The organism is Roseburia sp. AF22-2LB (genome assembly GCF_003461125.1).
Taxonomy (GTDB): Bacteria; Bacillota; Clostridia; order Lachnospirales; family Lachnospiraceae; genus Roseburia_C; species Roseburia_C amylophila.
Genome location: NZ_QTWM01000001.1, coordinates 333,555 through 352,841, shown reverse-complemented (window position 1 = coordinate 352,841; position 19,287 = coordinate 333,555). Strand labels below are relative to the sequence as shown.

14 protein-coding genes are annotated in these 19,287 nt (G+C 42.2%); 6 read left to right on the top strand and 8 right to left on the bottom strand.

From position 1 onward, the window contains the following. Positions 1-9: 9 nt before the first annotated feature. The 3 genes from uvrB to secA form a co-directional block, all read right to left on the bottom strand. Entirely contained in the window at positions 10-1,992 is a 1,983-nt protein-coding gene (gene uvrB, locus DWX96_RS01570; RefSeq protein ID WP_118056519.1) for an excinuclease ABC subunit UvrB, read from the bottom strand. A 173-nt stretch (positions 1,993-2,165) separates the two neighbouring features. After that, positions 2,166-3,365, bottom strand: coding sequence for an FprA family A-type flavoprotein (locus tag DWX96_RS01565; protein ID WP_118056520.1), 1,200 nt, complete (start codon positions 3,363-3,365; stop codon positions 2,166-2,168). Between the two features lie 82 nt (positions 3,366-3,447). Then, a complete protein-coding gene (gene secA / locus DWX96_RS01560; RefSeq protein WP_118056521.1) occupies positions 3,448-6,018 on the bottom strand; it encodes a preprotein translocase subunit SecA in 2,571 nt (856 codons plus the stop codon). 709 nt (positions 6,019-6,727) lie between these two features. Between secA and DWX96_RS01555 the strand changes: the two genes are divergently transcribed. Further along, complete coding sequence (locus DWX96_RS01555; RefSeq protein WP_022244527.1) at positions 6,728-6,991, top strand: TIGR03905 family TSCPD domain-containing protein; 264 nt, start codon at positions 6,728-6,730, stop codon at positions 6,989-6,991. Between the two features lie 784 nt (positions 6,992-7,775). On the opposite strand, the gene DWX96_RS01550 is transcribed toward DWX96_RS01555, so the two are convergent. Together DWX96_RS01550 and DWX96_RS01545 are read right to left on the bottom strand one after the other, a co-directional pair. After that, a complete protein-coding gene (locus DWX96_RS01550) occupies positions 7,776-8,204 on the bottom strand; it encodes a hypothetical protein (RefSeq protein WP_118056522.1) in 429 nt (142 codons plus the stop codon). Between the two features lie 168 nt (positions 8,205-8,372). Beyond that, on the bottom strand, positions 8,373-9,134 hold the full coding sequence (locus DWX96_RS01545; RefSeq protein ID WP_118056523.1) for a LysM peptidoglycan-binding domain-containing protein: 762 nt from the start codon (positions 9,132-9,134) through the stop codon (positions 8,373-8,375). Positions 9,135-9,269: 135 nt separating this feature from the next. On the opposite strand from DWX96_RS01545, the gene DWX96_RS01540 reads away from it, so the two are divergent. After that, on the top strand, positions 9,270-10,388 hold the full coding sequence (locus DWX96_RS01540; RefSeq protein WP_118056524.1) for a DUF4422 domain-containing protein: 1,119 nt from the start codon (positions 9,270-9,272) through the stop codon (positions 10,386-10,388). A 50-nt stretch (positions 10,389-10,438) separates the two neighbouring features. Here DWX96_RS01540 and DWX96_RS01535 read toward each other — a convergent pair whose 3' ends face one another. Further along, entirely contained in the window at positions 10,439-10,705 is a 267-nt protein-coding gene (locus tag DWX96_RS01535) for an RDAC family protein (RefSeq protein ID WP_117698453.1), read from the bottom strand. A 158-nt stretch (positions 10,706-10,863) separates the two neighbouring features. Here DWX96_RS01535 and DWX96_RS01530 point away from each other — a divergent pair, with 158 nt between their 5' ends. Both DWX96_RS01530 and DWX96_RS14215 read left to right on the top strand, forming a co-directional pair. After that, positions 10,864-12,459, top strand: a complete 1,596-nt coding sequence (locus DWX96_RS01530; protein WP_118056525.1) for a zinc ribbon domain-containing protein — start codon at positions 10,864-10,866, stop codon at positions 12,457-12,459. Beyond that, entirely contained in the window at positions 12,452-13,276 is an 825-nt protein-coding gene (locus DWX96_RS14215; RefSeq protein WP_158561564.1) for a TPM domain-containing protein, read from the top strand. Before DWX96_RS01530 ends, DWX96_RS14215 begins: the two co-directional genes overlap by 8 nt. Positions 13,277-13,436: 160 nt before the next feature. Here DWX96_RS14215 and DWX96_RS01520 read toward each other — a convergent pair whose 3' ends face one another. Continuing rightward, complete coding sequence (locus DWX96_RS01520) at positions 13,437-14,822, bottom strand: MATE family efflux transporter (RefSeq protein WP_330416122.1); 1,386 nt, start codon at positions 14,820-14,822, stop codon at positions 13,437-13,439. 793 nt (positions 14,823-15,615) lie between these two features. Here DWX96_RS01520 and DWX96_RS01515 point away from each other — a divergent pair. Both DWX96_RS01515 and DWX96_RS01510 read left to right on the top strand, forming a co-directional pair. After that, positions 15,616-17,568, top strand: a complete 1,953-nt coding sequence (locus DWX96_RS01515) for a helicase-related protein (protein WP_118056527.1) — start codon at positions 15,616-15,618, stop codon at positions 17,566-17,568. A gap of 18 nt (positions 17,569-17,586) precedes the next feature. Further along, complete coding sequence (locus DWX96_RS01510; RefSeq protein ID WP_118056528.1) at positions 17,587-18,465, top strand: YitT family protein; 879 nt, start codon at positions 17,587-17,589, stop codon at positions 18,463-18,465. Between the two features lie 21 nt (positions 18,466-18,486). Here the strand turns inward: DWX96_RS01510 and thiM are convergent, their stop codons facing one another. Beyond that, on the bottom strand, positions 18,487-19,287 hold the full coding sequence (thiM, locus tag DWX96_RS01505; RefSeq protein WP_117946333.1) for a hydroxyethylthiazole kinase: 801 nt from the start codon (positions 19,285-19,287) through the stop codon (positions 18,487-18,489).

The window sequence follows — 19,287 nt, the reverse complement described above, 5'->3', positions numbered from 1 at the left end:
TTCTCTACCTTACAAATCGCGAAGCATCTTCTTTAACTCAATTAACTTATCACGATATTCTGCCGCAGCCTCAAAGTTCAACTCTGCAGCAGCATGGTTCATCTTCTTCTGAATATCTGCAATCAGCTTCTCCAATTCCTTCTTATCCATGGATTCCGGATCTTTCTTGAATTCCATTTCATTCTTGGCTACCTTCTTGGAAATACTGATTAACTCACGGACAGATTTCTGAATGGTAGTCGGCGTAATACCATGCTCTTCATTGTATTTCTGCTGAATCTCACGGCGGCGCTTTGTCTCATCAATCGCAACCCGCATGGAGTCTGTAATCTTATCTGCATACATGATAACATGACCTTCACTGTTTCTTGCCGCTCGTCCGATAGTCTGAATCAGTGAAGTCTCGGAACGCAAGAAACCTTCCTTGTCCGCATCAATAATTGCCACTAATGTAATTTCCGGTATATCAAGTCCTTCCCGCAAAAGGTTAATTCCCACCAGCACATCAAATACATCCAGCCGTAAATCCCGGATAATCTCTGCCCTTTCCAAAGTATCAATATCCGAATGCAGGTATTTCACACGAATACCCACTTCACGCATATATTCTGTCAAATCCTCTGCCATTTTCTTGGTCAGTGTCGTTACCAGCACCTTATGTCCTGCCGCAGTCTCTTTATTGACCTCTCCAATCAAATCGTCAATCTGGCCTTCTACCGGACGCACTTCCACGTCAGGGTCTAAAAGTCCTGTCGGTCTGATGATCTGCTCTACCCGCAAAAGTTCATGTTCTTCTTCATAATCATTTGGCGTTGCAGATACAAACAGCATCTGGTCTATCTGGCTTTCAAACTCTTCAAAATTCATTGGACGGTTGTCTTTTGCCGAAGGCAGACGGAAGCCATAATCCACAAGCGTTGTCTTTCTGGACTGGTCTCCCGCATACATTCCACGAATCTGCGGAATTGTAATATGGGACTCATCTACCATAATCAGGAAGTCATCCGGGAAATAATCAATCAGTGTTAACGGTCTCGAACCTGCCGGCTGTCCGGATAAATGTCTGGAATAGTTTTCAATTCCACTACAGAAGCCTGTCTCTTTTAACATTTCAATATCAAAATTCGTCCGCTCGGCAATCCGCTGTGCCTCTAAGAGCTTATCTTCCCCCTTAAAGTATTTCACACGCTCTTCCAGCTCTGCTTCAATGGTATCGCATGCACGCAGGATTTTCTCTCTTGGCACTACATAATGTGATGCCGGAAAAATACTGATATGATTCAGACTATTCTTAATCTCGCCGGTCAATACATCGATTTCTGTAATCCGGTCTATTTCATCGCCAAAGAATTCTACCCGGATAGCAGTCTCTCCACGGTCTGCCGGAAAGATTTCCAAAACGTCTCCCCGTACCCGGAAGGTGCCTCGCTGGAAATCCATATCATTTCTTGTATATTGTATATCAATCAACTGCCGGATAACATCATCACGATCCCGTTCCATGCCCGGCCGCAGAGATACCATCATCTTCTGGAAGTTCTCCGGTTCACCCAGTCCATAGATACAGGATACACTGGAAACGACAATAACATCCCGCCGTTCCGTCAATGCTGCTGTAGCAGACAGACGCAGTTTATCAATCTCATCATTCACAGAAGAATCCTTTGCGATATAAGTATCCGTGGATGGCACATATGCCTCCGGCTGGTAGTAATCGTAATAGGAGACAAAGTACTCTACTGCATTTTCGGGGAAAAATTCCTTGAATTCTCCATAGAGCTGCGCCGCCAGCGTCTTATTATGCGAAATAATCAATGTCGGTTTATTCATCCGGGCAATGACATTTGCCATGGTAAATGTCTTACCGGATCCAGTTACACCCAGTAGTGTTTCAAACTGATTGCCCTCTTTAAATCCCTTCACCAGCTTCTCAATTGCCTGCGGCTGGTCTCCAGTGGGTTGATATTTGGAAACTAATTTAAAATGATCCACTCAATTTCTCCTCTGTTCATTTACTCTTCCTTTAGTATTACCACGTTTCTCCGCTCATTATAGCATCCCTCAACAAAAAAGTACAGAACAAAATCGAATGTTTGTTCTGTACTCGTTTTACTCTGACCTTTTTTATTTCTATTTCATTTGCTCTTCTGATGAATGCCAGTGCTTTAGAAATCTTTCTTAATCTCTGCCACCAGCTCATCCAGCTGTTCCAGTTGTTCGTTCTTTAATGAAGATTTAATACTTACCTTTGGTTCAATAATCTTCATGTCTTTCATTTCCGCAATCTTATCTGCCATCTGTTTTCCAGCTGTTGCTGCCCAGGTACCATTATCCAGAATTACAACGGTACGTTTCTGTACGGCAAGTGCTTTCATGTCATTTAAGAAATTCTCCATAACCGGATATACATTTCCATTATAGGTTGGCGCTGCCAGTACAATATGGCTGCAGCGGAATGCTTCTGAAATCAAAGTGGAAACATGTGTATTGGATACATCATATACTGCAATATTATGGATATCTGCTTCTGCCAGCTTTGCTGCGAGTACATTTGCAAGGTTTTCTGTATTTCCATACATGGACGCATAAGCAATCATAACTGCTTTCTCTTCCGGCTCATAGCTGCTCCAGGTATTGTATTTATCCAGAATGTAACCAAGATTGGAACGCCAGATTGGTCCATGCAGCGGACAGATAATAGAAATATCCAGTCCTGCCGCTTTCTTCAAGGTTGTCTGAACCGGTCCGCCGTATTTTCCAACAATATTGGTATAATAACGTCTTGCGTCATCCAGCCAGTCACGGTCAAAATCAATTTCATCATTAAAAATATTTCCGTTCAATGCGCCAAAAGTTCCGAATGCATCTGCTGAAAATAATACTTTGTCCGTTTCATCATATGTTACCATTACTTCCGGCCAGTGTACCATCGGTGCCATTACAAAGTGAAGGGTATGTTTTCCGGTATTTAATGTCTCTCCTTCTTTCACGGTAACGGAACGGTCTGTAATATCAAAGGTATAAAACTGCTGTATCATGCCAAAGGTCTTGGCATTTCCCACAACCTTTACTTCCGGATATCTTCTTACAATTTCTTCAATTAATGCACAGTGATCCGGTTCCATATGATTCACAATCATGTAATCCAGTTTTCTTCCATCCAGTGCAAATGCCAGATTTTCTAAAAACTGTCCTGCAATGGAACGGTCTACGGTATCTAATAATACTGTTTTTTCATCTTTTAAAAGATAGGAATTATAGGATACGCCTCTTGGAATCGGGAATATGTTTTCAAATAAAGCAAGTCTCCTGTCACTTCCACCAATCCAGATTATATCTTCTGTTACTTTTCTTGTGCAATGCATCTATTTTCCTCCTTTTGTCATATTTACTGTTATAACGTAATTTAATTATTATAAGTTGATTTAATTTTTAGTATTTTTATTCTTAAGCTTTTCTTCCGCAGCACTGTTTGTATTTCTTGCCACTTCCGCATGGGCACGGGTCATTCGGGTAAACCTTTGCTGCCGCACGTTTCTTCGGCACGCCCTGTGCTGTTTCATCCTTATTGGTTCCGGTTACTTTTGCAACCTGCTCTCTTTCTACCTTCTGCTCTACTCTGACATGGAATAACAGACGGACGGTATCTTCCTGAATACTGTTAATCATCTCTTCGAACATATCATAACCGCTCATCTTATACTCTACCAGCGGGTCTCTCTGCCCATAAGCCTGTAAACCGATTCCCTGACGCAGCTGATCCATATCATCAATATGATCCATCCACTTACGGTCAATAACTTTCAGTAAAATAACGCGCTCTAATTCACGGACAGCTTCCGGCTCCGGGAACTCTGCTTCCTTCTCCTCGTAGAGTTTTACAGCCTGTTCTTTTAAAGCATGTTTTAACTTCTTCTGATCCTTGTATTCTTTTGCCTGCTCCGGTGTCACCTGCCGAAGTGGAATAATTGGAATCAATAACTGGTTCAGTTCATTAATGTCCCATTCTTCCGGTGGTAAATCCGGCGAAATACAGGTATCTACTGTATTTTCCACTCTGTCGGTAATCATCTTATAGATAACATCACGCATGCTCTCGCCATTCAATACGCGGAGACGTTCTGCATAAATAATCTCTCTCTGGTCATTCATAACCTGATCATATTCCAACAGATTCTTACGGATTCCAAAGTTATTTCCCTCAATCTTCTTCTGTGCCTTTTCAATTGCACTGGTCAGCATCTTATGCTGAATCTGCTCGCCTTCCGGCACACCCAAAGTATTAAACATGCTAAGCAGTTTCTCAGAACCAAACAGACGCATCAAATCATCTTCCAGTGAAATGAAGAACTGGGATTCTCCCGGGTCTCCCTGACGACCGGAACGTCCTCGCAGCTGGTTATCAATACGTCTGGATTCATGACGCTCAGTACCGATGATTTTCAGACCGCCGGCTTCCTTTGCTTCATCATCCAGCTTAATATCAGTACCACGACCAGCCATGTTGGTTGCGATGGTAACCGCACCATGTACACCGGCCTGTGCTACAATTTCAGCCTCTAACTCATGGAATTTTGCATTCAAAACTTTGTGTGGTATACCACGCTTATTCAACATGGAGCTTACCAGCTCAGAAGTATCGATATTGATGGTACCAACCAGAACTGGCTGCCCCTTCTTGTATGCTTCTTCTACTTCATCCACAACAGCATGGAATTTTTCTTTCTTGGTCTTATAAACAGCATCCTCTTTATCCACACGGATAACCGGTCTGTTGGTAGGAATCTCGATAACGTCCATTCCATAGATGTCACGGAACTCTTTTTCCTCTGTCAAAGCGGTACCGGTCATACCTGCTTTCTTATCATACTTATTGAAGAAGTTCTGGAACGTAATATTGGCAAGGGTCTTGCTCTCACGTTTTACTTTTACATGCTCTTTTGCTTCAATTGCCTGATGTAATCCATCAGAATAACGCCGGCCCGGCATAATACGTCCGGTAAATTCATCTACGATTAATACCTGATCATCTTTTACCACATAATCCTGATCACGGAACATCAGATTGTGTGCACGCAGTGCTAAAATGATATTATGCTGAATCTCAAGATTATCCGGATCTGCAAGGTTATCAATGTGGAAAAACTGTTCTACCTTCTTTACACCTTCTAATGTCAGATTGACTACTTTATCCTTCTCATTTACCACGAAGTCTCCATCTTCTTCGATTTCCACTCCCATGATAGCATCCATCTTGGTGTATTCCTTCTGATCTTCACCACGTTTCATCTGTCTTGCCAGAATATCGCATGCCTCATAAATGCTGGTGGATTTTCCACTCTGTCCTGAAATGATAAGTGGTGTTCTTGCCTCGTCAATCAACACAGAATCGACCTCATCGATAATCGCAAAATGAAGCCCACGCTGTACTAACTGTTCCTTGTAAATTACCATGTTATCGCGCAGGTAATCGAATCCCAATTCATTATTGGTAATATAAGTAATGTCGCAGTTATATGCATCCTGACGTTCCTTAGTGTCCATGCCGTTAAACACAACGCCAACAGTCAGTCCTAAGAATTCATGAACCTGTCCCATCCACTCAGCATCACGTTTTGCCAGATATTCGTTGACAGTTACAACATGTACGCCCTTTCCTTCCAATGCATTTAAGTATGCCGGCAGGGTAGATACCAGTGTTTTTCCTTCACCAGTCTTCATCTCAGCGATACGTCCCTGATGCAGAATAATACCACCAATCAGCTGAACGCGGTAATGTTCCATTCCAAGCACTCTCTTTGCTGCCTCACGAACGGTTGCATATGCTTCCGGAAGCAGATCGTCCAATGTCTCACCATCAGCAAGTCTCTTTTTGAATTCTTTTGTCTTATCCTTTAACTGCTCATCAGTCAGTTCCTGCATGGCAGGCCGATAAGACTCTATCTTATCTATAAGCGGATAAATTCTTTTTAATTCTCTTTCGCTATGTGTTCCAAAGATTTTTTCTATTGCTTTCATATAATGCTCCTATCCATAATTTTGCTTACGCAACTATGAAATATTGTACCACTATCTGCCTTTCTTCACAATATCTAATCCCATGAACGTTTTATAAACTTTTTGTTAAATCAGTGGACTTTTTACAAACAGATGCTATAATAGGCAAAGATTGAACAGGCGATTGCAAAATGGAAAAACAGAATAAGATATTTTTATAGGTGAAAGACTTCACTTCTTTTTAATGGATATGAAATATCTCGTAACTCTTAGCACTTTATTTTTCTTGATTGAAGACTGTCTTTCCGGTTGCTTTGACATAGGATTCCAGAACTGTCCGCCGGTTGCGGATGCAACGTCAAAACCGCAAGGGGCACTAAGAATTTCGATGAAATCATGATTATGTCCGGCAACCGGTGTATATTCACATCCATGTTCAGATACACCTCACTGGCACATCCCTGTGCCAGTGTTGCCGGTTGCCGGTGAAATTCCAAGTGCCCCTAGCAGCTTTGCCAAGGTATCCGCACTCCGGCGGACAGTTCCGGAATTTCTTGTCAAACATTGGAAAGACAGTCGATATAACAGAAAGAAAAATAAAGTGCTTAGTGTTACAATATTTCATATCCGAAAAGAAGAGGAGCCTTTCACCTCATAAAAAATATGTCATACACTATTTTTCATTTTGCAATCGCCTGGCAACAAGTCCAGGTATAGAAAGGAGTTTCTTATGCATTACACATACAAAACCAAAGGAACCTGTTCCACCCAGATTGATTTGGATTTAGAGGGAAATGTTTTAAAACATGTTACCTTTACCAATGGATGTAACGGCAATTTAAAGGCTATCTCTTCTTTGGTAGAGGGATTAACGGTAGAAGAAGTAGAAGAAAAATTAAAGGGCATCACCTGTGGATTCAAATCCACTTCCTGTGGTGACCAGCTTGCCCAGGCATGCTTAGCAGCCCTTGAAGCGCAGAAAAAAGAAGCATAACAGAACAAAGAATGTGCCTTGGCACATTCCCGCGCCTGCGGCGGTCGCTTGCGACATCTACCTTATACGCTGCAGTGCGCATCCTCGTGGAGCGTTTTTCACTTTACAGGAAAGCAATTCCCTGTAAAGTGAAAAAGGGCATCATCTAAATTCTCTTAAGATGATGCCCTTTCATACTATTTCGTCCATTGGACTTTTACCTCATTTCGTATATTTCGTCTTCAATCCCTGAACCCTTCCTCCTGAATCCGTTCGCTTCTGAGTCCTGTTGGACTGGAACCATATCTTTACGTTGCCGTTCTGATTCTCCATCCACTTTTCTTTTGTATTTACCTCAGGTTTTCCTTCCGATTCTGAATCCATGAACTGAATCTGATTTTATTATTTATTATGTCAGGTTTCATAATATCTCTCAACTCTGCATTGGACCATACCTTCCTTTCTTACTATTGCGTTTTCCTTCATCTAAACGCTTGTCCGATTCTGATTTAATATCCTGGTGGTATCGACCTCCTCGTACATTATTATGAGTTTGTTCCTTCTCTTTCTGGTGGAATCTCCTCCTTACTTTGTTTCCATTCATTTGTTTCTTTTGATGATTTGATTATATCTAACTATAGTTCATTTGTCAACACTATTTTTAGAATTTTCTTAATTATTTTTCGTATTTACTTTATTATATTACATGTATTGTATAAATTATCTGAATTTTCAGTTTTATTCCAATTGTTAAAACAAATATTAGGAAACGAGTATATTTGCAGTCTGCCGATAATGCCATTTCCTATTCGCTGACTTTCCACTCTACCTGGGCACTTTCTTCCTTCTGAAGAGAAAGCAGAAGAGTAAATAACTGATGAATGGTCTCCATCAATTTCTGGCTTGGAAGAATTGCATACTGGGCCAGCCGGTCCAAATCAAAATAGCGGACATTCGGATCCGGCAGGAATACCATGTTGGTGCTCCGCACTTCTTCTCCGCAGGTCTCAATATTTTCATAGGTAATCATCACAAATTCATTTCCATGCTCTTCGCAGGAATAGGCTGTATAACACTCATCTACTACCCACTGCTTTCCGTCGGCTTCTACAACCGGCTTTTCGGATTCCTCTTTATATTCGCTGGTCTTCATCTCAACATTCCAGTGCTGCTTTCCTTCTTTGGTTCTCTCATATAAATGCTCTAATGTGCTGTTTAAAAATTCTGGTGTCATTTTTGCTGTCTCCTTCTATTTACTATTGTTTTTGTTCTGTACTTTTATGTTGTGGCTGTCCGCAGTTGCATTCGGACAGCCTCGGTTATTTTTGTCCTGTTTTTCTATTATAACACAGCCGCTTCTGCTGTGAAACCATAAGAAATAATACTTTTTAATGCCTTTTCTTTAACGAAGCCCGGATTCCTTTGCCTCTGTTTCCAGTCCGCTGGCAAGATAATCCGCCATGGCAATAATCTGCCGCTGGATATTCCAGAATGTCTGTAAATCTTTTTCATAATTACTGGCAAGCCGCTCACTGATTTCCTGTCCAATCAGTTCTACATGCATACGGAACATTTCTTTTAATGCACTTTCTTCATATTCCGGTGTTGCAGATGCTAAAAGTTCTGCGATGCGGTCTGCATTTTCGTTTAACCGGCGTACCTGCTCCGCCGTATCCTTCGTTCTCCCTTCTTTTTTCTGGGTAATCAGTCCACCGGTAAGTTCTACATGGCGCACCAGTAAATCTCTGAGGCTGTGCACCGTATTTTCCGGATAATATCTGCCGAAAAGGTCTGCTATTTCCTCTGCATTATCAATTAATGCAGTAACCAGCTCCTGCTGATCTGGCAAATCCGCCACCATGCTGACCAAAAGCATCCGGAGCAGGTAAGTATGATTCAGCCATGCCATCCGCATCAGTTCTTTTAAATTTCCTTTTCCGTTGTTATTGGAAATCCCGGAATTTTCGGTATTTCCCAGCATTTCCGGTCTTGTGTATTCTCTGCCCGGGCATATTTCTATCTTCATTCCAATCTGTAAATTGTAAGGATTTATCCTTGGATTGCTTAAAATAATAGAGGATACCGTCGTCTTATACTGCCGGGAAAGTTTGTATAATGTATCCCCCGCTTCCACGGTATGTTCAATTGAATTGCTGCAGTTCACGCTGACCTCTTTCCATTCTTTCTTACTTTCGTATTAGTTTATGTCAAAAATATTGATTGGTTCCCTGATTTGCTCTTGTCAAGGAATGCGATTGCGTATACAGTAAGGGAAAAGCATGTTTTCGCGAGGTGTATTATGTCCATTAAAATATTCGTTATGACCCACAAACAATTTGAAGCTCCCACCGATTCCATGTATGTTCCTCTGCAGGTCGGACATGCAATTTCTCCGGAATTGGGCTATCTTGCGGATGATACCGGAGACAATATTTCCCGGAAAAACAAAAGTTTCTGCGAGCTGACCGGCATTTACTGGCTCTGGAAAAATTACCATGCCTGCGATTATATCGGCATCTGTCATTACCGCCGTTATCTCATAAATAGGCAGGGGCTTATTTTCACGGAAAAAGAGCTGATGCGGCTGCTTCAGAATCATGACATGATTACACCAAAGCTTCTGACTTTAAATACTTCCTATTTTAATGGTTTCAGTCAGAACCATCACCAGAAGGATCTGCTGATTACTGAGCAGGTCATTTCTGAAAAATACCCTGACTATTTGCCTGTTTTTCACCATATGGTTCATGATGTGCATACTTATTTTGGAAATATTTTCATTGCTTCAAAGGAACGCTTTGATGCCTACTGTGAATGGCTGTTTGACATTCTCTTTGAAGTGGAACGCCGGGTCGATATCAGCAGCTATGACAATTACTGCAAGCGGTTGTTTGGATTCCTGTCGGAATTTCTGTTAACAGTTTACATTGTGAAGCAGAATCTCTCCACTTATGAATGTATGGTGGGGATGTCCGGCGAAAAACATGAAACAAGAGTGCTCCGGGAATCTCTGGCAAAATGTTTCGCAGATGGTGACTACCAGAAAGCCCAGTCCATTTTCATGGAAAACTATGTGAAACGTCCGGACATTCTGATGGAAGCTTCTGATATTACCGGCGAACTGCACCTTTGCATGCAGGTGATTTCTACCTGTTCCTTCGAACAGGAACTTTACGGGCATAACCTTTTAGATATGATTCATGATTATCATTCCCTGATGGAATTCTGTCACCGGTTAAATGAAATTGTAAATCATTTTCTTACAGGAACAGAGTCTGCCGCTGATATTTCATGGCTCAAAAAATCCACTGCTCTCTCTCCGAAAGCAGTGGATATAGCGATTCAGATGTTCTGTTCTGATGAGGACTTAAAAGAGAAAGTATTTTCAAAAATCTGTTCCCAGCTCAATGATTTTTGAATTCCAGCTTTATCATTCTAATCTGCCCATCTTTCCGGTCTTACCTGTTTCTACTGGCAGGCTGCCACAGAAACGGTCCGGCATCCCGGTGAAATAATTTCGCAATGGTCAGAGAATGTTACGGTCATTCCCTCTTTTTCAAAAAATGCTTCAATTGCCGCTTTGAGCATACCCTCTTTACCATCACATGCACAAAATCCTAACGGTTCTACAACGGCTGTCTCCGCATCATGAAAGCTAATACGGTATGGCAGGCGTTGTTCATGTAACGCTGCATTCAGGTGTGCAATCTGGTTATAAGTAAATTCCTGTCTCATAAGCACCCCTCCTCTACGGTCGTATGACAACTCTCTCGTATTACTTCTAGATATATATATTATAACTCAATTTTCTGAAAATATAAAGTAAAATGTATTTACTTTCTGTTATATTTCTATTACCATATTAGTATATTAAATCAAAAGAGGAGAATGTTATGTATGAATGTCCCAATTGTGGCGGAAATCTGAGGTTTGATATTCCAACACAATCACTTTTCTGTGACTACTGTCACACACAGCTGAATCCTTACAGCTATCAGAAGGATCACGATGCTGTGGAGACATCTACTTATGATGTCAACATTTTCACCTGTCCGCAATGCGGCGGTGAAATCTTAAGTACCGAGAATGCTGCAACCGGATTCTGTAGTTTCTGTGGTGCTTCTACGATTCTTGACAGCCGGATTGCCAGGGAAAAACGTCCGGACTACATTGTTCCTTTCCAGATTACCAAGGAGGACTGCAAGAAGGCTTATGGCAAAATGATGCGCCATGCCATTTTTGCCCCTAAGGAACTGAAAGACCCACGCAATGTAGACAATTTCCGTGGGATTTATATGCCTTACTGGGTATATAACATTACCCACGAAGGTACAGTACAGCTGCCGGCTGAAAAAAGCCACCGGGAAGGTAACTATATTGTAACCGACCACTATAATCTGCTCTGCCAGACGGATGCCTATTATAAAGGGCTCTCTTATGATGCGTCTTCTTCTTTTTCGGATGTTATCAGCGAGAATATTGCTCCCTTTGATGTGCGCGGCATGAAAAGTTTTACTCCGTCCATTCTGTGTGGTTTCTATGCTGATACTGCCGATGTGGACAGCGATATTTATCTGGAGGACGCAAAAGCCATTGCCAATGAACAGACTTATTCCAAAGTCAAAAAAATACCTGCCTTCCAGGAATTTAATTTTATTTATCCGGAAACAAACCATTATATGAGTTATGCATTAAATACGGAATGCAAGGAAGCTGCCAGCGCCATGCTTCCGGTATGGTTCTTATCCTACCGTAACAAAGACCGCGTTGCCTACGCTACGGTCAATGGACAGACCGGAAAGGTTGCTGCTGATATCCCGGTAGATAGACGTAAATTTTTACTCGGTTCCTTTCTACTGGCTATCCCGGTTTTTCTGCTTTTAAATCTTTTCTTTACCATACGGCCTGCTTCAACCCTGATACTTTCTGCGGCACTGGCACTTTTTGCCTCCATTATTTATTTTGTGGAGCTGAGCGAAATCCATAGTCAGGAAACCTATGAGCATGACAGGGGATATCAGTCCAAACAGGGAAATGTCAAGAAAGAAGCCAAAGTAAAAGTAAACTTAAAGCCCCATAAAAGCATGAAATCTAAATTCGAAAACATAATTCCTTATCTGTTTTTAGGTGTATTTGCAATTCAGGTTCTAATGGGAATCTTTAGTTCCGGCGGTTTTTCATTTTCTAAAATTGTCATGCTTATTGTTATCGGCGGTGGGGTTCTGACTTCGCTGTTTGGATTTTCCCAGTTCAGCGAAACAACCACCCGTGGAAAAATTCCGGGATTCCTAGGAGCTTTAATTTCCATTGCTGCTGCTGGAATGATTACTTTCCTGCATCCGGTTTCCGACCTTTATTACTATGGTGGTGCAATTGTATCTTTTGCCGGTATTATTTTTACGCTTCTTAGCATTTTAAAGGAATACAATATGCTTACCATGCGGAAACTGCCGCAGTTTAACCGACAGGGAGGTGATGACCGTGCCTGATACATATAAGAAGAAATACAGCTCTTTTTCTGCAAAAATAATTCTTGGCTGCCTGCTTGCATGTTTCTTCCTCTTACTTAACGGAAGTATTACCTGCAAAGCCGAAACCAAGACCTATACCAATAAAAGCACCGGTTATCAGGTTATCGTTGAGGACGATGCCAACCTTTTAACAGACGAGGAAGAAACCACCCTTGGAAAAGAGATGGCTCCGATTACCACTTACGGAAGTGTTGCTTTTAAATCCATCGATTACAATCCTTACTATTCTACTGAGGATTATATCCGAAGCTATTACCGCGACACCTTCGGTTCCACCAGTGCAACCGTATTTCTCATTGATATGGACAATCGGAACATCTGGATTCACAGCAACGGAACCATTTATGAAACCATTACGAAAAGTTATGCCAACACTATCACCGATAATGTATACAAATATGCCTCTGATGGTGATTATTACACCTGTGCATTTACCGCTTTTGGTCAGATTAATACATTGCTCGAAGGGCGAAAAATTGCGCAGCCGATGAAATATATCAGTAATGCCTTTTTAGCAGTTATCATTGCTTTGTTGTTAAATTATTTTCTGGTACGTTCCTTCTCCCGTGCGAAGAGACCATCGAAAACAGATCTTTTAGGAAAGGTATTTACACAGTGCAATATTGTCAATCCAAATGTCCGTTTTATCCGGCAATCCCGTGTCTACAGTCCGCCTTCCAGCAGCGGCAGCGGTGGCAGTAGCGGTGGCAGCAGCGGTGGCGGCGGTGGCAGCAGCAGTGGCGGTGGCGGCGGTGGCGGCGGTCACAGCTTCTAATCCCAAGACCTGCCTTTTGCCGTTTCATACCGCTATTTCATAACCTGTAGAACCTGCCACCGGCAAATTCTTACAGATGTCCGGCAATAGCAAAAATCCCATGGAGAATATTTCTGTTTTCCATGGGATTCTTTTTGACGTTTCTTTATATTGATATTTTTTATATTGCTTTCTTTTCTAAGTTTTTCATGATATTTAATTCACGCAATGCATAGAAAATGGCAACGACAGCTGCAGCTGCATCTGCGATTGGTCCTGCATACATTACTCCGTCGATTCCCATAAACAAAGGGAAAATAAGAATCAGCGGCAGCAAAAACAGCACCTGCCTGGTCAGCGATACTACAATACCAAGTCTGGCTTTTCCAATGGATGTAAAGAAACCAGAAGACATTGGCTGGATTCCATTGATAAATGTCATAAACATAAAAATTCTGAAATACCGCTCTGCAAACTGGAAATATTCTGCACTTCCATCACCAAATACCGCCACCAGCTGATGTGGGAATATTTGAAATACAATAAAAAATGCAACACCCACCAGCATAGATATCTCAAAGGCACGCCAGAATGTTTTTCTTACTCTCTCGAAACTTCCCGCTCCATAATTAAAGCCCCAGATTGGCTGACAGCCCTGGGAAATTCCAATACAGATTGCCATAAATACCATATTTACTTTTGAGATAATTCCAACGCAGGCAAGGGGGATATCTGTTCCATATACAGACATTTCTCCGTAATGACGCAGCGTATTATTCATGGTAATCTGCACGATTGCCATGGCTATCTGGTTGATGCAGGAAGCCATTCCCAATGCTGCAATCACTTTCATATATTTTACCCTTGGACGAAGCATGGAAAACCGAAGTTCCATTTTTCGGAATTTTACAAAATATATAATAACAAGCAGACCTGATACAAACTGTCCGATTACAGTCGCCCATGCGGCTCCTTTGATTCCCCAGTTAAATGTAAAAATAAATAACGGGTCTAAAATCGTGTTGATAATTGCGCCCACAAGCATGCAGGTCATGGAATAGGTCGGGCTTCTGTCCGCACGAATCAGATGCGTTCCACCGGTTGTGGATACCAGAAACGGGATTCCAAAGGCTGTAATAAATGTATAATCCTGTGCATATGGCAGCACATCCGGTGTTACACCAAATAAATACAGCAGCGGATTTAAAAACAGCAATACGATTGCTGCAATTATCACTCCACAGATAAACAGAAGACCCAGTCCTGTTCCTGCAATCTTATTTGCTTCTTCTACATTTCCTTTTCCGGTCTCCAGATTATAATTGGATGCACTTCCGATTCCAAGTAACAATGCCGTTGCCGTGCAGATAATTGATACCGGAAATGCAATATTTGTTGCAGCATTTCCAAGCATGCCAACGCCCTGTCCGATAAATATCTGATCTACTATATTATAAAGGGAACTTACCAGCATGCTGATGATTGCCGGTATTGCAAAGCGGGCAATCAGTTTCCCGATTTTTTCTTCCGCCAGCGGATTCTTCGTAGTTTCTACTGTGTGTTCCATCATGGTCTCCTTTCTTTCTCAGGCGAGGGGGAAAGACAATAAGTTAAAAGAAATATCCTTGGTATTCATAGCTTGTCTGACCTGACCATAAAATACCACAGTTCTATTACATATGTTTTTCTTTCTGCTATGAAAACCGTCTTTTTCATGTTTGACAGTAATACTGCACCGTTCGCTGAAATGCGGATGCATTTCAAGGACTGTTAGGGGCACTTGGAATTTCGTCTGGCAACAGGCAACGCTGGTACAGGGATGTACCAGCGAGGCACAGATGAACATGGATGTGAATTTGTGCCGGTTGCCAGACAAAGCAGGCTGTAAATCGAAATTCCTAGTGCCCCTTGCAGGACTTATGTGGCATCCGTATCCAGCGGACAGTACAGTATTCCAGTCAAAGCAGGCAAAAGACAGTTTACAATCAAGAAAAACATATGTGTAAGAACTGTAGGCATTTTAGGTCAAAGCCAGTCAATCTCTAAATACCAATGATATTTATTGTATCTTATAAGCTTTCCCCATCGCCTGCATAAAGCATTTCATACCGAACGATTGTAACACCCATTTTCTCCGAAGTCAAACCAGCGGTGGAAGAGATTTCATAGAACATAGAATGTGCCTTGGCACATTCTCGCGCCTGCGGCGGTCGCTTGCGACATCTACCTTATACGCCGCAGTGCGCATCCTCGCGGAGCGTTTCTTACTTTACAGGAAAGCAATTTCCTGTAAAGTGAAAAATATGTCTTTTGCAACCATACCCAAAGAATGGTATACTTAGCATAGATATGGAGGTCGTATGATACAGACAGATAAATTAGTACAATTCTATTGTGCCCAGTATAAAACCTTTGCAAAAAAGAAGCATAAAAAAACGATACCGGAAACAGGCCCTTATCCGAAGCGGATGCAGCGGCTTTCCAAGGAACTGCTGACTATCCATTCTCCGAAGATAAAACAGCCGCAGCTGGAGAATTATCACCGTCAGCTCCGTAATCTTTCCTATTTTGTTTATCGGGATGCCAATCCCATTTATATTATGCAGTTTGAGACTTATCTTGTTGCTGAGCTGGTCCGTCTTGATATCAGTTCCCTGCGGGACGAGGAACCGGAATTAATTACAGAGCGTTTCTTAAACTTTTTATATCAGGAAATGCCCCTTGCAATCTGCCGGCGCACCTTAAAGGATTTGTGCCATCAGTATGGACAATTTGGAATGCGTCATCAGATTGTCGGGATGGTTCCGTTGAAACCGGAAACAGAATTTCCACAGACCAGAGGCATGCAGCGGCATTTTATCCTGCATGTTGGTCCTACCAACTGTGGCAAAACTTATCACGCATTAGAGCGTTTAAAAGAGGCTTCGTGCGGAGTCTATCTTGGTCCTTTGCGTCTTCTGGCGCTGGAAATCTATGAAAAAATGAAAGATGCCGGCATTGCCTGTACAATGCTTACCGGAGAAGAATGCATTCCGGAGGAAAACAGCCGGATTACTTCTTCTACCATTGAAATGTTGGACATGGAACAGCACTATGATATTGCCGTTATTGATGAAGCACAGATGATTGCAGACCGTGACCGTGGGCACTCCTGGACCCGCGCTATTCTGGGGGTAAAAGCAGATGAAATCCATATCTGCATGAGTCCTGCTGCCGAGGAAGTTGTTACCCACCTCATAGCCCTTTGTGAGGATACCTTTGAGGTTCGCCACTATGAACGGAAAACTGCACTGGTCTGTGAGCAAGAGGCATTTGTTTTTCCGGATGATGTCACAGAAGGTGATGCACTAATCACTTTTACCAAGCGTGCTGTCTTAGACATTGCCGGACGATTAGAACGTGAGGGAATTCGTGCCAGTGTCATCTACGGCAGTCTTCCACCGGAAATCCGCAGAAGACAGATTCGTCTTTTCTTAAGCCACAAAACAAAAGTAGTGGTTTCCACCGATGCCATCGGTATGGGACTGAATCTTCCGGTACGAAGAATTGTTTTTATCCAGACAGAAAAGTATGACGGCATTTCCACCCGCCCGCTTAATATTCCGGAGATACGGCAGATTGCCGGACGTGCCGGACGGTTTGGCATGTATGACACCGGTTATGTCAATGCCATGGGCGAGGATGCCAGAAATTATATTGCCAAACGTTTTGACCAGCCGGAACCGGTTATTAAGAAGGTAAGCCTTGGTTTCCCACATGTCCTTTTAGATATGGACGAGCCATTAAATGCCATTTTAAAAATATGGAAATCCGTAGAGCCCTCTGCTCCTTTTGAGAAAATCAGCATTGACGAAATTCTCTTTCTATATGATAAGGCATATAAAGCCCGTAAAGAAATCGATGGATTTGAGGATAAACATACCCTCTACCGGATGCTGACCTGCTCCATTGATATCAAAAACCGGGATATCGTTGATTTGTGGCTCTATTACTGTAAAACCTATACTGCTGATGTCTCCCTTCATTTTCCATCACTGATTATGTGTAATGACAAGGGACTGATGCGTTACGAAACTTTTTATAAAATGTTGGACTTGTACCATCAGTTTTCCACCAGAATGGGAAAAATTTCTGATAGCGAGCGATTAAACCGGGAACGGGAAAAGACAGAAGATACAATTATGAAGCTTCTTGCCAAAGATAAGAAGGATTATATCCGCACCTGTAAATACTGCGGCGTAACGCTGCCGGTAGGTTATCCGTTCCGGGTCTGTGAGAAGTGTTATGGACACAGTCCCTATAAAAAAATCTGATAACAGGAGGTAATCATTATGTTTCTTTCCATTGAGTCCAAACATCCAAAATTTTATCAGGTCTTCCGGATTTTCGTCGTATTTTTTGCATCGATTCTGTATGCATGGAACCTGCGTTGTTTTGCGAAAACTGCCGGATTATTTCCGGGTGGCTTTTCCGGAGTATCCCTGCTCTTGCAGGAAATCGGACTGACCTTTTTCCATATTGATATTCCATATACCTTTTTCAACGTGGCTTTAAATATTTTCCCAATCTATATCGGTTTCCGGTTCCTTGGGAAAAAATTTACCTGGTACTCGATTCTTACGATTTTCTTATCCAGTATTTTCGTAGACCTGCTGCCGGCTTATGTATTTACACAGGATGTTCTTTTAATCAGTGTGTTCGGTGGTCTTTTAAACGGATTTGCCATCTGCCTGTGCTTAAACGTTGGAACTACTACCGGTGGAACCGATTTTATCAGTATTTATCTTTCTTCCCAGAAGGGAATTGATGCATGGAATTATATTCTCCTTGGCAATGTCATTATCCTTGCCATTGCAGGTGCTCTCTTTGGCTGGTCTATTGCACTTTATTCCATTATTTACCAGTTCTGCAGCACACAGGTAATTCAGATGCTTTATAAGCGTTACAAGAAAGAGACTCTGTTTATTATTTCTGATAAATCCAATGAAATTTATCATGCGATCCGGGAAACCACCAACCACGATGCCACCCTCTTTCAGGGCATTGGCTGTTATGAAGAAAAAGAAAAGACGCTTATCTACTCCGTCATTAATACGGAGGCTAAGCGCCAGTTAATTCCTATGATACGTTCCATCGACCCACATGCCTTTATCAATATTGTAAAGACAGAAGAATTGGAAGGCCGGTTCCACAATACGCCAAATGATTAATGCATCATCTGGTATACAAAACTACTTTTCCTGATACCGGTCATAAATTTTCTCCGGTGTCATCAGTGAAACTTCATCGATGAAAACATTTCGGAATGTCATGGTACCGCCCTGACATTCCTTTGTTTTTTCTGCGGCTGCCTCGCCGCACAATCCAATAAAACTGCAGCAGGCTGCTGCCGCTTCTATGGTTGCTTCTGTTCCAAGAAATGCACCCAGCATAACCGATGACATACAACCGCTTCCGGTAATATGCGCCATCATTTCATGGCCTCTTCTGCATTCAAAGACTTCTACGCCATCCGTAATCACATCCACTGCACCGGATGCAATCAGTATGGTCTTCTGTACCTTCGCATATTGTTTCATGCTTTCCACATCAACAGACTTATCCGATGCATCCACACCGGTTACGGTATTGCAGTCCTTTAACAGTGCACGAATCTCAGAATAATTTCCCCGAATGCAGGTCGGGTGAATTTCTTTTATCAAAGTCTGGCATTTCATCCGCCGGTAAGTAGAACCGGAAATTCCTACCGGGTCTAATACAATGGCATGTCCCATTTCATCCGCTTTCTTTCCGGCTTTTTCCATAGCTTCAAAATCCGCAATAGCTCCAAGATTGCAGACTAAGGCTGCTGCCCCTTCTGTTATCTCTTCCACTTCCAGCGGATGATGTGCCATGGTCGGAGATGCGCCTGCTGCCAGCAGAATATTGGCACAGTCATTGACGGTCACCGCATTGGTTATACAGTGAATGACCGGACGTTTCTTTTTTATCTCATGATGCAGTTCTGCAATTTTTCCGGCTTCTAATTCCAT